Raw genomic sequence first — 13,202 nt, forward strand, 5'->3', positions numbered from 1 at the left:
TCGACGGTCAGCTTGACCGCTTCATTGGCGTTATTGATCACCCGGTCGGTGTGCTCGACCCACTGGATCACCGACAGCAGGTAAGTGATCAGCGAGACAAAGAACACTGCACTGAGCACGCCGACACCCAACGGCAGGCTGACGTTGCGGCTCAGGAGTTTACGAAATCGTTGCTCATCAACCGAAGACGCGGATGTCATGGGGAAACCTTGTCGAGCTGTTGAAAACCAAGGAGTTTGCCCCAAAAGCGGCGGATTGATCCAATTTTTTGACGCGTTTTCGCGCAAAATCCTACATTCCACTGCTCCAACGCAAAGGAGCGGTTATCCTTGTCAGCACGAGTACAGCTATTCTTTTTTCCACGGCGTTGGGAACTTGTCGGGTTCCGTCACTTACTCAAACAAGAGCCCGGCGATTTCGATCGACCGGCAACCGCGAATTCAACCTCTGAGAACCCCCCACTATGTACTCCAACACGTCCATCATCCTTGTAGTCGAAGACGATGACATCGTGCGCATGCTGATTGTCGATGTGCTGGAGGAGCTGGAGTTCAAGGTGCTTGAGGCCGATGGCAGTGAAAAGGCGCTGGAATTCCTCAACGATGAAGACCAGTACATCGATTTGATGATGACCGACGTCGGCTTGCCGGTGATGGATGGCCGTGAATTGGCCAACCAGGCCCGGATGCTGCGCCCTGAGTTGCCGATCCTGTTTGCCAGTGGCTATGCCGAAAGCATTGATGTGCCCGAAGGTATGCACGTGATTGGTAAACCGTTTTCCATTGATCAGTTGCGCGACAAGGTCAAAGGCATGCTGGCCTGAGACAGTTGGCTGGGCATCCTGGCCCCACCACTTTTCTGCATAAACCGACGTAAGGCTGCATTTTTCGGCGTTTTTGGGCTCTGACCTGTCAAGTTTGACAGTAGAAAAGGCCGCCCGCCTGGCGTTTGATTGGACCGGTGATCCCACTCATAAGGAACCGAGTCCATGCCGAGTCGAACCCAACGCTACGCACGTTATTTGAAAGTCAGCGGATTATTGCTGATGCTCATCGCCGGATATGGTTGCCAGTCAGCCTCTTCCGACAATCCCCAGCACTGCTTTGAACAGAGCGGACAGGCGTTCAGCGAAGTATTGAGCTGCTATCGCAAAGCCGAAGCGACGCAACCGCTGCGCTACATCAGTAAGGGACAAGAGCAACAGCCCGGCGTCAACATCCGGCGCTTCGAGTTGACGTCACAGTCCTGGGGTCAGGGCGGTCAAGTCGCTCCGGCAGACTGGACCCATGGAGTCGACCTGTACATTCCCGACAACGTCAAGGGTACGCGTGCCGTGCTGGTCGCCAACGACGGCGTCAACAAGCCTTTGCCCGGTGAGTCTCCGGGAGCACCCAACAACTTTTCGCAGCAAACACTGCTCAACATTGCCCGCCAAACCGGTTTGATCGTAGTGGCTGTCAGCAATGTCCCTAACCAGTATTTGACCTACAGCGATGACGGCGTGCCGCGCACAGAAGATGGCAGCGTTGCCCACAGCTGGAAACTATTCATGCAGGCCCCGGAACAACAGCCTTTTATGTCGCTGCATGTGCCGATGATGGAAGCGCTGGTCAAGGCCATGGACCTGGCGCAAAAGGAAACGCAGCCAGGCCAGGTGGTGAGTTTTCTTGCCACCGGCGCGTCGAAACTCGGTTGGGCAGTATGGCTGTCCGCCCTTGCGGACTCACGCGTCGATAGCATCGTGCCGTTTGTCATTGACGTCTTGAACACGGACAAAGTGTTCGACGAGACGTTTCTGACCTACGGCGGTAACTGGCCACTGGCGTACATCGACTACTACTTGCAAGGTGTGATCGCCCAACGCAAGACCGAGCCGTTCAAGAAGCTGATGCAGGTCGAAGATCCGATGACCTATCGGAATCTGTCCGGCTACACCGACCGCTTGAAGATCCCGAAATACATCGTCAACGCCAGTGGCGATGACTTCTTCATCCCGGATGCTTCACGCCAGTATCTTGCGGACCTGCCGGGTGACAATACACTTCGGGTCATTCCCAATTCCGCCCACGATGTGCGGGCGTTTGTTGAAGCGAACCTGATTCCTTATATCAAGCGGCGGCAGACCGGCAATACCGCACCGAGATTAAAGGCACAGGAACAACGCCTGGACGCCACATCGACCCAGTTGCACCTGACCTTGTCCGAAATGCCGATCAGGACGACTCAGTGGACAGCGCTCAACCCAAAGGCCCGGGACTTCCGGTACAACTGCGGCGTGCGCTACACCGCAAAACCATTGCCGGTCGCAATGGACGTCCAAGCGACTCTCCGTGCTCCCAAGGTGGGTTGGGCCGCAGAGTTCTTCGAAGCTGAGTACGCGGACGGCGTTGTCGAGACGACGATGGTCAAGGTTCTTCCGGATACGTATCCGAATCAGGCGCCACCCGCCGATGAGGCGTTTTGCAGAACGCTACCCGCCACCCTGGGTCAGTAAATCAAGACACGACAATCTCAACCCTTTTGCTCTGTGGGATTGTCGTGTTTCCTTGACTGTTCTCGGTCATCCATTTTCTTGCGCCTGACACCGGAGCGTTCAGTTCAATGCCACGCTTGCTGTGGTTTAATTGCGCCCCTGCCCGATTACCCGTCTCAAGGAATACCGATGACCCAGCCCCGCGCAACCAAAGTCCTCGTCATTGGTTACGTCTGGCCCGAGCCCCGTTCTTCAGCGGCCGGTGGGCACATGATGCAAATTCTCGAGACCTTCTTGCAGCAAGGCTGGAACATTACGTTCAGTAGCCCGGCTGGCACCGGTGAACACCGGGCAGACCTGACGGTCTTGGGCATTCGCGAAGTCCCGATCGAATTGAACAACAGCAGTTTCGACACGTTCATCAGCGAACTGGCCCCGGATATCGTTCTGTTCGATCGGTTCATGATGGAAGAACAGTTCGGCTGGCGAGTTGAGAAGCACTGCCCCGATGCCTTGCGCGTGCTTGAGACCTCCGACCTGCAAAGCCTGCGAGATGCCCGCCATCAACGCCTCAAGGAGCGTTTGAAGGCCAGTGACGACGCCAATGACTTCAACGATTTGTTCGCCCCGGCGTTGCGTGAAGAGTTCGAACTCATGGCCGAGACCGATCTGGCCAAACGGGAAATCGCAGCGATTTATCGTTGCGACTTGAATCTGATGATCTCCGAAGTAGAGATCGAGTTGCTGATCGAGCAATTCAAGCTGCCGCGCCACTTGCTGCACTGGTGCCCGCTGATGGTCGATCTACCGAGCGTGCCACCGGTTTCTTTTGAAGACCGCGCGCACTTTCTCAGCATCGGCAACTTCCGTCATGCGCCCAACTGGGATGCGGTGCTCTGGATGAAAACCACTCTCTGGCCGCTGATTCGCGCACAACTGCCAACGGCTCAATTGCACATTTACGGTGCTTACACACCGCCCAAAGCGACTGCGTTGCACAACCCTGGCCAGGGGTTTCATGTGATGAACTGGGCGGAAGATGCGTTAGAAGTCATGTCTTGCGCGCGGATATGCCTGGCCCCCTTACGCTTCGGTGCCGGCATCAAAGGCAAGATTGTCGACGCCATGTTGTGTGGCACGCCCACGATCACAACGCCAATCGGCGCAGAAGCGATGCACGGCGAACATCTCTGGCCCGGCGCGGTAGCCAGCACAGCACAGGCGTTCGCCGATTGCGCGGTTCGGCTGTACAAGGATGAAACACTTTGGACAGACGCCCAATCCCTGGGTCAGACATTACTGGCTGATCGTTATCGACAGTCCGAACATGGCCCGGCATTGATCGAAAAGCTGGTGTACTGCCAACAACACCTGACGCAACTTAGAAGTGATAATTTTACAGGTAGCATGTTGCGTCATCACCATCACAAAAGCACGCAATACATGGCGCAATGGATTGAGGCAAAGAATCGAAATCCGCTATAACACTCACCCTAATAACAAACATTTTGCATTATCACTATTATTGACCAAGCTTAATACCATCTCTATAAATACCGAGCCGAACGCTAACTTGATTAGTTAAGTTCGGCGCAACTACCCGCCCCTGATAAATCAATGCAAGGATGCATTAAATGGACAACTTTGCTCAGAATAATTACACACTTAACAACTGGATGACCGCTACTCCGGCAATTGATACATTGTCGCTCTGCGAATTGACGCTGCCAGGCACCCATAACGCGGGCAGCGACTGGAAAGCATCCTGGCCGCTGATTCCAGGTGCCCACTGGCTCGCCTGTCAGCACCAATCGTTTTATGCCCAGCTGAGCCACGGCTCTCGAGCACTCGATATCCGTTTAATGTACGACGCTGACGCGCAGGGACTCGGGAAATTCTGCATTCATCACAACGGTTACCGCAATGGTCGTACCTTGGGGCACCTTGTAACCGACGTGGAAAAATTTCTTCAGGAGAACCCCAACGAATTCATCATCCTGGACTTTCATGAACTGAAAGGGGAGCAGTTTGATTTCGCTTACTTCAACAGCATGATGATGCTCTTTCTCGGCCGTCGCATGATCCCCACCAAAAACCGGTCTCTGAGTCTTCGTCAACTCAAACAAATCAGCTCTACACAAAGAATTTTAGTCGCCGCACCATGGCACAGAGCGCTTGATCAAAACGTATTTCACGAGCAGATCGGGCACAAATGGTCTGGCAGCGGTATCACCAATGCCGCAGATTTGGAAAAGCACATTATTAATGTGCTGAAATACCCGCCAGGCACATGGGCACCGTGGTCGCTTTCCGCCACCAGTTACAGCGCTCTCGGCGGCCCCGTGGACATTCATGATGAGCTTAACTCCTGGTTCGACCCGAAGAAAAGTGACTGGGCGTTAAAGTGCAACATCATCAATGTCGACTTTATTGAAGAGTCCAACATTGTCTCTTATTGCCGAATGGTAAACCTGATGAAAGCGAGCAAGCGAAATTAACAATTTCCGCGCCATCAAATAGCTATTCTTGTGTACGTGTTTCCGACACTGGCAATACTGCCACGCACTTCTATGCTGGGTTATGAAAGCCTTTTGTCTCAGGCGAGTGATACGGATGTGGCACCCAGCCACATCCGACACATGAACTTCTTTTCCCCACGGATGGGGCGAATCACGACAAGGAACTGTCATGACCCGCAATACAGCAACCACACTCGACAAACAGAAATGGATGAGCAACGTACTGGATATCGGCCGGTTGAGGCTGACCGACATCGTCTGGCCGGGCACGCACAACGCCGGCATGGACAAAAAAGCGCCCAACTATGAGGTGGTGGTCGGCAACTGGACGACGTGCCAGAACGACTCATTTGCCTGGCAACTGGCCAACGGCGCACGGGCGTTCGATATCCGGCTTGGCTGTACCGCCGGCCCGGTAGTACCGGTGTTTTACTTCCATCACAACGGCTATCAGTCCCACCGCATTCTTGATGAACTGATCGACGCGGTGACGACATTCCTCGACCGAAACCCGGACGAATTCATCGTCCTCGACTTCCACCAGTTAGGGGATGCAGCGAAGCCTTTCGACTACCAACAACTCAATGATCTTCTGATGCGCGGCCTGGGCTCGCGCTTGATCCGCTCTTCGGATGCGCGCAGTACCGTGGACCAACTCAAGCGCGCCAACTCGCAGCGCCGCTGCGTCATGGCAGCGCAGGCGAAGCCCGGGCTGGACAGTGAGTATTTCTGGCCGCAAATACCTCACAAGTGGAACGGCGAGGCATTCACCGACACCAGCGATCTGCAATCGCATATCCAGACCACCCTTGTGGGGGCGCCTTACGATACATTTCTCTGGTCTTTGCCGGCGACGTGCTATTCGCTGTTGGGTGGCCCGCAGCACATCAAAAACCAAATCAACGACTGGTTCCACACCACCCGCGACTGGGTCACCCGTTGCAGCATCATCAGCACCGATTTCTTTGACGAGGCGGATATTGTCCGCTTCTGCTGGAGCGCCACCAGCATGAAAGCGGTTTACGGAGACAGGTTGCACAAGCCGGCATAAACGAAAGTCGCGGCAGGCTGGCACAGCAGGCGCCAAAAGAGGCATGATCGGATAGCGATAACAAGAAAAGCACCCCGACATGACTCGAACAGCCCGCGTGACAGACCCCTCCTACGAACTGATGGACGACCACAACGGGTTGTCCATCATCTATCGTCAGCACGGTTTTCCCTGCCCGTTGGTGCGCTGGCATTTTCACAAGGAATACGAACTGCACCTGATTGTCGCCAGCTCCGGCAAAGTGTTCATTGGTGACTACATCGGTAACTTCTATCCAGAATCGCTATTCCTCACCGGCCCCAACCTGCCCCACAACTGGATCAGCCAGGTGGCCGAAGACGAAGTGGTGCCCAAGCGCGACATGCTGGTCAACTTCACGGATGAGTTATTCGACAGCGGCCACTTGGTGTTCGCCGAGCTCAAAACGCTGGCGCCGCTGTTGGAGCGCGCCCAGTACGGCATCGAGTTTCGCTGCAAGCGCACCATTCGCCAGGCCGTGACTTTGATGCAGCGCATCGCCGACACCAAAGGCGTGACGCGCCTCGGGCACTTTTTCATTCTGCTGGAGTTACTGGCGGCCTCTGACGACTATCAGCTGCTGTCCGGGGCTACGACACCGCAATTGGCCGACGAGCACAATATCGATCGCACCAACCGGGCGGTGGATTACATCTTCGCGCATTACGCTCGGGAACTGCCGCTGGAGGAAGTCGCCGAGCACTTGGGCATGAAGCCGACTTACTTCAGTCGAGTGTTCAAGCAGGCCACCGGCCGCTGCTTCATCGAATTCGTCAATCGACTGCGCATCAGCAAATCCTGTGAGCTGTTGGCCGACGGTGACAAACCGGTAACCGATGTGTGTTTCGAATCGGGCTTCAACAATATTTCCAATTTCAATCGGCGCTTTCAGCAACTCAAGGGCATGACGCCGTCGCATTACCGGCGGTTGGCGGTGCAGCGGTTGACTGAGCAGAACCTGGGTTAAACGCCTGAAAACCTGTACGGAATCCATAGGGTCTAACCGCTAAAAAGCCGTTCCCTGCACCTCTCCCTCCAAACCTCAGTGCAAAATAGTATCGATTCAAGTGCGATGGATGATTTGTCACGTCATCAATTGAAGGCTGTAATCAGTGCACATTCTTCCCTCCGCAGGAAGACACAAAAACAATAACTGTCCTTCTGTAACCCACCGGGTGCAGAAAAGGAGTGCACGATGCAACCTTCTGTAAAAGCTCTGCTTGCCCTCACCTGCATGACCCTCAGCAGCGTCAGCCTCGGCGCCCAGACCCTGACCATCGCCACCGTCAACAACAGCGACATGATCCGCATGCAAAAACTCTCGAAAACCTTCGAGGCCGAGCATCCGGACATCAAGCTCAATTGGGTGGTGCTGGAAGAAAATGTCCTGCGCCAACGCCTGACCACCGACATCGCCACTCAGGGCGGACAGTTCGATGTACTGACCATTGGCATGTACGAAGCCGCACTCTGGGGCGCCAAAGGTTGGCTGGAGCCGATGAAGGACTTGCCGGCCAATTACGCCCTCGACGATGTGTTCCCATCGGTGCGTGAAGGCCTGTCGGTCAAGGGTTCGCTCTATGCCTTGCCCTTCTACGCCGAAAGCTCCATCACCTATTTCCGCACCGATCTGTTCAAGGAAGCCGGGCTGACCATGCCCGAGCACCCGACCTGGACCCAGATCAGCGAATTCGCCAGCAAACTCACCAATAAGGATAAAGAACAGTACGGCATCTGCCTGCGCGGCAAGGCCGGCTGGGGCGAGAACATGGCGCTGATCACCACCGTCGCCAATGCCTATGGTGCGCGCTGGTTCGATGAGCAGTGGAAGCCTGAATTCACCGGCCCCGAGTGGAAAAACGCGCTGAACTTCTACGTCGACACCATGAAAAAATCCGGCCCGCCGGGTGCGTCGAGCAACGGATTCAACGAAAACCTCGCGCTGTTCAACAGCGGCAAATGCGCCATCTGGGTCGATGCCAGCGTCGCCGGCTCCTTCGTCACCGATAAGACCCAAAGCAAGGTCAGCGACCACGTCGGCTTCACCTACGCACCGCACGAGACCACAGACAAGGGCTCGGCCTGGTTGTATTCCTGGGCGCTGGCAATTCCGACCAGCTCCAAGGCCAAGGACGCGGCGAAAACCTTCAGCGCCTGGGCAACTTCCAAAGAGTATGGAGCGTTGGTTGCCGAGAAAGACGGTATTGCCAACGTACCGCCAGGTACCCGCGCTTCGACGTACAGCGATGAGTACATGAAGGCTGCGCCGTTCGCCAAGGTGACCCTTGAATCGCTGAAAGCCGCGGACCCGAGCAAGCCGACCCTCAAGCCCGTGCCGTATATCGGCATCCAGTTGGTGACCATTCCTGAATTCCAGGCCGTGGGCACCCAGGTGGGCAAATTGTTCTCGGCAGCGCTGATCGGCCAGACCACGGTCGACCAGGCCCTGACCGCTGCCCAGTCAACCACCGAACGTGAAATGAAGCGCGCCGGTTACCCCAAGTAACCCGCGTCCCCCTGTGGGAGCGAGCTTGCTCGCGATGAGGCCATGACATTCAACATCTATGTCGGCTGAACGATCGCTATCGCGAGCAAGCTCGCTCCCACAGTTGTTCTTCATTTGTCTGTTCCTTATCGGTTCTATCGCCATGAATATTTCAACTGCCAAAGCTCACATGGACATTCCCCAACCGGTGAGTAAAAGCCGGTTGGCCAACCCCGGCTGGTTCCTGGTCAGCCCCTCGGTGGCGTTGTTGCTGCTGTGGATGATCGTGCCGCTGGGCATGACCGTTTACTTCTCGCTGATCCGCTACAACCTGCTCTACCCCGGCGAGAACGAGTTCGTCGGGCTGGAGAACTTCAGCTACTTCCTCAGCGACTCGGGTTTCCTGCCCGGCGCCACCAACACCTTGTTGCTGGTCGGCAGCGTGCTGCTGATCAGCGTGGTGTTCGGCGTGTTGATCAGTGCGCTGCTGGAGGCCAGTGAGTTTCTCGGTCGCGGCATCGTACGGGTGATGCTGATCTCGCCGTTTTTCATCATGCCCACCGTCGGTGCGCTGATCTGGAAGAACCTGATTTTCCATCCGGTGTCGGGGATTCTCGCCTACGTCTGGAAGCTGTTCGGCGCGCAGCCGGTGGACTGGCTGGCGCACTACCCGCTGCTGTCGATCATCATCATTGTGTCCTGGCAATGGCTGCCGTTCGCGATCCTGATCCTGATGACCGCCATGCAGTCCCTCGACCAGGAGCAGAAGGAAGCCGCGCGCCTCGACGGTGCCGGGCCGATCGCGATTTTCTGGCACCTGACCTTGCCGCACCTAGCACGGCCGATTGCCGTAGTGGTCATGATCGAAACCATCTTCCTGCTCTCGGTGTTCGCCGAAATATTCACCACCACCAACGGCGGCCCCGGCTACGCCTCGACCAACCTCGCCTACCTGATCTACAACCAGGCGTTGGTGCAGTTCGACGTCGGCATGGCGTCCGCCGGCGGCTTGATCGCGGTGGTGATCGCCAACATCGCGGCCATCGTGCTGGTGCGCATGATCGGCAAAAACCTGACAGACAAAGCCTGAGGCCTGCGCCATGACCCTTCAACAATCCCGCCGTCTGCAAAGCCTGCTGCTCGGCACCCTGGCCTGGGCCATCGCGATCCTGATCTTCTTCCCGATCTTCTGGATGGTGATGACCAGTTTCAAAACCGAAATCGATGCGTTCGCCACGCCGCCGCAGTTCATCTTCACGCCCACGCTGGAGAACTACCTGCACATCAACGAGCGCAGCGATTACTTCAGCTTCGCCTGGAACTCGGTGGTGATTTCGTTCAGCGCTACCGCTCTATGCCTGCTGATCGCGGTGCCGGCGGCCTACTCGATGGCGTTCTACGAAACCCAACGTACCAAAGGCACGCTGCTGTGGATGCTCTCCACCAAGATGCTGCCACCGGTGGGCGTGCTGATGCCGATCTACTTGCTGGCCAAGAGTTTCGGCCTGCTCGATACGCGCATCGCGCTGATCGTGATCTACACGCTGATCAACCTGCCGATCGTGGTCTGGATGATTTACACCTACTTCAAAGACATCCCCAAAGACATCCTCGAAGCCGCGCGCCTCGACGGTGCCACGCTGTGGCAGGAAATGGTCCGGGTGCTGCTGCCGATCGCCAAGGGCGGCCTGGCGTCCACGGTGTTGCTGTCGCTGATCCTGTGCTGGAACGAGGCGTTCTGGTCCTTGAACCTGACTTCGTCGAAAGCCGCGCCGTTGACCGCATTGATCGCCTCGTACTCCAGTCCCGAAGGTCTGTTCTGGGCCAAGTTGTCGGCGGTGTCGACGCTGGCCTGCGCGCCGATCCTGATCTTCGGCTGGATCAGCCAGAAACAATTGGTCCGCGGCCTGTCGTTCGGCGCCGTGAAATAGCCCTCAAAGAATAAGCACAAAAGGAGCGCCACCATGGCCAACCTGAAAATCAAGAATCTGCAAAAAGGCTTCGAAGGCTTTTCCATCATCAGAGGCATCGACCTGGAAGTGAACGACTGCGAGTTCGTGGTGTTCGTCGGCCCGTCGGGCTGCGGCAAATCCACGTTGCTGCGACTGATCGCCGGCCTGGAAGAAGTCAGCGGCGGCTCCATCGAACTCGATGGCCGCGACATCACCGAAGTCAGCCCGGCCAAGCGCGACCTGGCGATGGTGTTCCAGACCTACGCCCTGTACCCGCACATGAGCGTGCGCAAAAACATGTCGTTTGCCCTCGACCTGGCCGGCGTACCGAAAGCCGAAGTCGAGAAGAAAGTCGGCGAAGCGGCGCGCATCCTCGAACTCGGGCCGATGCTCGAACGTAAACCGAAACAGTTGTCCGGCGGTCAGCGTCAGCGCGTGGCCATCGGCCGCGCCATCGTGCGCAATCCGAAAATCTTCCTGTTCGACGAGCCACTGTCCAACCTCGACGCCGCCCTGCGGGTGCAGATGCGCCTGGAACTGTTGCGACTGCACAAAGAACTGCAAGCCACGATGATCTACGTAACCCACGACCAGGTCGAAGCCATGACCATGGCCGACAAGGTTGTCGTACTCAATGGCGGCAAAGTCGAACAAGTCGGCTCGCCTCTGGATCTGTATCACCAGCCGGCCAATCTGTTTGTCGCCGGGTTCCTGGGCACGCCGAAAATGGGTTTCCTCAAGGGCAAAGTCACCCGCGTCGAAAGCCAGAGCTGCGAAGTGCTGCTGGACGCCGGCACCCGCATCACGTTGCCGCTGAGCGGTGCCAATCTGAGCATCGGTGGCGCGGTAACCCTGGGCATTCGCCCGGAGCACCTGAATCTCGCACAAACCGGCGACTGCACCTTGCAGGTCACGGCGGATGTCAGCGAACGCCTGGGCAGCGATACCTTTTGCCACGTGGTGACCTCGTCCGGCGAAGCGCTGACCATGCGGGTTCGCGGCGACCTTGCCAGCCGTTACGGCGAGACGCTGAGCCTGCACCTGGACGCCGAACACTGCCATTTATTCGATGCCGACGGTGTGGCGCTGACCCGCCCACTACGCGCTGCAGCCTGATTTCGAGACCTTGTGATGAAACTCAATAAACAGAACCTCAATCGCCTCGCCCCCGAGGTGGTCCTGCCCGCCTACGCCCTGAGCGACACCCGCCAAGGCATCGCGCACATCGGTGTCGGCGGTTTCCACCGCGCCCATCAGGCGTATTACACCGATGCGTTGATGAATACCGGCGAAGGCCTGGACTGGGCGATTTGCGGCGTCGGCCTGCGCGCCGAAGACCGCCGCGTCCGGGACGATCTCAAAGAGCAGGATTACCTCTTCACCCTGTTCGAGCTGGGCGATACCGACGACACCGAAGTCCGGGTCATTGGCGCGATTCGCGACATGCTGCTGGCCGAAGACGGTGCGCAAGCGCTGATCGACAAACTCGCCAGCCCCGAGATCCGCATCGTTTCGCTGACCATTACCGAAGGCGGCTACTGCATCGACGACAGCAACGGCGAGTTCATGGCCCAACTGCCGCAGATCCAGCACGATCTGGCACACCCGAGCGCACCGAAAACCGTGTTCGGTTTTCTCTGCGCCGCGCTGGCCAAACGTCGTGCAGCCGGCACGCCTGCGTTCACCTTGATGTCCTGCGATAACCTGCCGCACAACGGCGCGGTCACTCGCAAAGCGTTACTGGCATTCGCCGCCCTGCGCGATGCTGAGCTGGGGAACTGGATCGCCACCAACGTGAGTTTCCCCAATGCCATGGTCGACCGCATCACGCCGATGACCAGCACCGAACACAAGCTGCAACTGCACGATAAACACGCTATCGACGACGCTTGGCCGGTGGTCTGTGAACCGTTTGTGCAGTGGGTGCTGGAAGACAAGTTCGTCAATGGTCGTCCGGCCTGGGAAAAGGTCGGCGTGCAGTTCACTGACGACGTCACGCCCTACGAAGAGATGAAAATCAAACTGCTCAACGGCAGTCACCTCGCACTCACTTATCTGGGTTTTTTGAAGGGTTACCGCTTCGTTCACGAAACCATGAACGACCCGCTGTTCGTGCGCTACATGCGTGCCTACATGGACCTGGACGTGACCCCGCAACTCTCACCCGTGCCGGGGATTGACCTGACCGAGTACAAAAACACCCTGGAGGCGCGCTTCTCCAACCAGGCGATTGCCGATCAGCTGGAGCGCGTGTGTTCGGACGGTTCGTCGAAGTTTCCGAAGTTCACGGTGCCGACGATCAATCGATTGATTGCTGATGGACGAGAGACGACGCGTGCGGCATTGGTGGTGGCCGCTTGGGCGTTGTACTTGAAGGGCGTGGACGAGAATGGCGATACCTACAGCATTCCTGATCCGCGTGCGGCGTTTTGTCAGGCGCTGGTGGCGGATGATGCGTTGATCACGCAGCGGTTGCTGGCGGTTGAGGAGATTTTTGGTACGGCGATCCCGCATTCGCCCGAGTTTGTGGCGGCGTTTGAGTGGTGCTGTAACAGCTTGCGGGGTGTAGGGGTGACAAAAACCCTTGAGCGGGTATTGGCGTAATTCCTGAGGCGAAGCTGCTATCGCCATCGCGGGCAAGCCCGCTCCCACAGGGATCAATGTCGTTCACAAATCTATGTTCCACCGCTGACCACTGTGGGAG

Annotated in this window: 12 protein-coding genes; 11 read left to right on the top strand and 1 reads right to left on the bottom strand. The window is 57.1% G+C overall.

Annotated features, from left to right (window positions below):
- A partial coding sequence (locus WLY71_RS25840; protein ID WP_347805799.1) for a hypothetical protein occupies positions 1 to 200 on the bottom strand: 200 nt, incomplete at its 3' end.
- A gap of 263 nt (positions 201 to 463) precedes the next feature.
- On the opposite strand from WLY71_RS25840, the gene WLY71_RS25845 reads away from it, so the two are divergent.
- The 11 genes from WLY71_RS25845 to WLY71_RS25895 all read left to right on the top strand — a co-directional run bounded on the left by WLY71_RS25845 (position 464) and on the right by WLY71_RS25895 (position 13,102).
- A complete protein-coding gene (locus WLY71_RS25845; protein ID WP_347805800.1) occupies positions 464 to 823 on the top strand; it encodes a response regulator in 360 nt (119 codons plus the stop codon).
- 165 nt (positions 824 to 988) lie between these two features.
- Positions 989 to 2,494, top strand: a complete 1,506-nt coding sequence (locus WLY71_RS25850; protein WP_347805801.1) for a PhoPQ-activated protein PqaA family protein — start codon at positions 989 to 991, stop codon at positions 2,492 to 2,494.
- 168 nt (positions 2,495 to 2,662) lie between these two features.
- Entirely contained in the window at positions 2,663 to 3,958 is a 1,296-nt protein-coding gene (locus tag WLY71_RS25855; protein WP_347805802.1) for a glycosyltransferase, read from the top strand.
- Positions 3,959 to 4,107: 149 nt separating this feature from the next.
- Complete coding sequence (locus WLY71_RS25860) at positions 4,108 to 4,971, top strand: phosphatidylinositol-specific phospholipase C domain-containing protein (RefSeq protein ID WP_347805803.1); 864 nt, start codon at positions 4,108 to 4,110, stop codon at positions 4,969 to 4,971.
- 190 nt (positions 4,972 to 5,161) lie between these two features.
- Complete coding sequence (locus WLY71_RS25865; protein WP_347805804.1) at positions 5,162 to 6,043, top strand: phosphatidylinositol-specific phospholipase C domain-containing protein; 882 nt, start codon at positions 5,162 to 5,164, stop codon at positions 6,041 to 6,043.
- 79 nt (positions 6,044 to 6,122) lie between these two features.
- Positions 6,123 to 7,028, top strand: a complete 906-nt coding sequence (locus WLY71_RS25870) for an AraC family transcriptional regulator (RefSeq protein WP_347805805.1) — start codon at positions 6,123 to 6,125, stop codon at positions 7,026 to 7,028.
- 228 nt (positions 7,029 to 7,256) lie between these two features.
- Entirely contained in the window at positions 7,257 to 8,567 is a 1,311-nt protein-coding gene (locus tag WLY71_RS25875) for an ABC transporter substrate-binding protein (protein ID WP_347805806.1), read from the top strand.
- Positions 8,568 to 8,736: 169 nt separating this feature from the next.
- Positions 8,737 to 9,636 carry a carbohydrate ABC transporter permease gene (locus WLY71_RS25880; protein ID WP_347805809.1) on the top strand — a complete coding sequence of 300 codons (900 nt, stop codon included), beginning with the start codon at positions 8,737 to 8,739 and terminating at the stop codon, positions 9,634 to 9,636.
- A gap of 10 nt (positions 9,637 to 9,646) precedes the next feature.
- Positions 9,647 to 10,477, top strand: a complete 831-nt coding sequence (locus tag WLY71_RS25885; RefSeq protein ID WP_046047128.1) for a carbohydrate ABC transporter permease — start codon at positions 9,647 to 9,649, stop codon at positions 10,475 to 10,477.
- Between the two features lie 33 nt (positions 10,478 to 10,510).
- On the top strand, positions 10,511 to 11,614 hold the full coding sequence (locus WLY71_RS25890) for an ABC transporter ATP-binding protein (RefSeq protein ID WP_347805807.1): 1,104 nt from the start codon (positions 10,511 to 10,513) through the stop codon (positions 11,612 to 11,614).
- Between the two features lie 15 nt (positions 11,615 to 11,629).
- Positions 11,630 to 13,102, top strand: coding sequence for a mannitol dehydrogenase family protein (locus WLY71_RS25895; RefSeq protein ID WP_347805808.1), 1,473 nt, complete (start codon positions 11,630 to 11,632; stop codon positions 13,100 to 13,102).
- Positions 13,103 to 13,202 lie beyond the last annotated feature (100 nt).

Source organism: Pseudomonas rossensis (assembly GCF_039888995.1).
GTDB classification, from domain to species: Bacteria; Pseudomonadota; Gammaproteobacteria; order Pseudomonadales; family Pseudomonadaceae; genus Aquipseudomonas; species Aquipseudomonas rossensis.

Excerpts from the sequence above, each read along its gene's own strand:
- WLY71_RS25855 (WP_347805802.1), top strand. The coding sequence starts at position 2,663 with ATGACCCAGCCCCGCGCAACCAAAGTCCTCGTCATTGGTTACGTCTGG.
- WLY71_RS25845 (WP_347805800.1), top strand. The coding sequence starts at position 464 with ATGTACTCCAACACGTCCATCATCCTTGTAGTCGAAGACGATGACATC.
- WLY71_RS25885 (WP_046047128.1), top strand. The coding sequence starts at position 9,647 with ATGACCCTTCAACAATCCCGCCGTCTGCAAAGCCTGCTGCTCGGCACC.
- WLY71_RS25880 (WP_347805809.1), top strand. The coding sequence starts at position 8,737 with ATGGACATTCCCCAACCGGTGAGTAAAAGCCGGTTGGCCAACCCCGGC.
- WLY71_RS25895 (WP_347805808.1), top strand. The coding sequence starts at position 11,630 with ATGAAACTCAATAAACAGAACCTCAATCGCCTCGCCCCCGAGGTGGTC.
- WLY71_RS25860 (WP_347805803.1), top strand. The coding sequence starts at position 4,108 with ATGGACAACTTTGCTCAGAATAATTACACACTTAACAACTGGATGACC.
- WLY71_RS25890 (WP_347805807.1), top strand. The coding sequence starts at position 10,511 with ATGGCCAACCTGAAAATCAAGAATCTGCAAAAAGGCTTCGAAGGCTTT.
- WLY71_RS25870 (WP_347805805.1), top strand. The coding sequence starts at position 6,123 with ATGACTCGAACAGCCCGCGTGACAGACCCCTCCTACGAACTGATGGAC.
- WLY71_RS25865 (WP_347805804.1), top strand. The coding sequence starts at position 5,162 with ATGACCCGCAATACAGCAACCACACTCGACAAACAGAAATGGATGAGC.
- WLY71_RS25875 (WP_347805806.1), top strand. The coding sequence starts at position 7,257 with ATGCAACCTTCTGTAAAAGCTCTGCTTGCCCTCACCTGCATGACCCTC.
- WLY71_RS25850 (WP_347805801.1), top strand. The coding sequence starts at position 989 with ATGCCGAGTCGAACCCAACGCTACGCACGTTATTTGAAAGTCAGCGGA.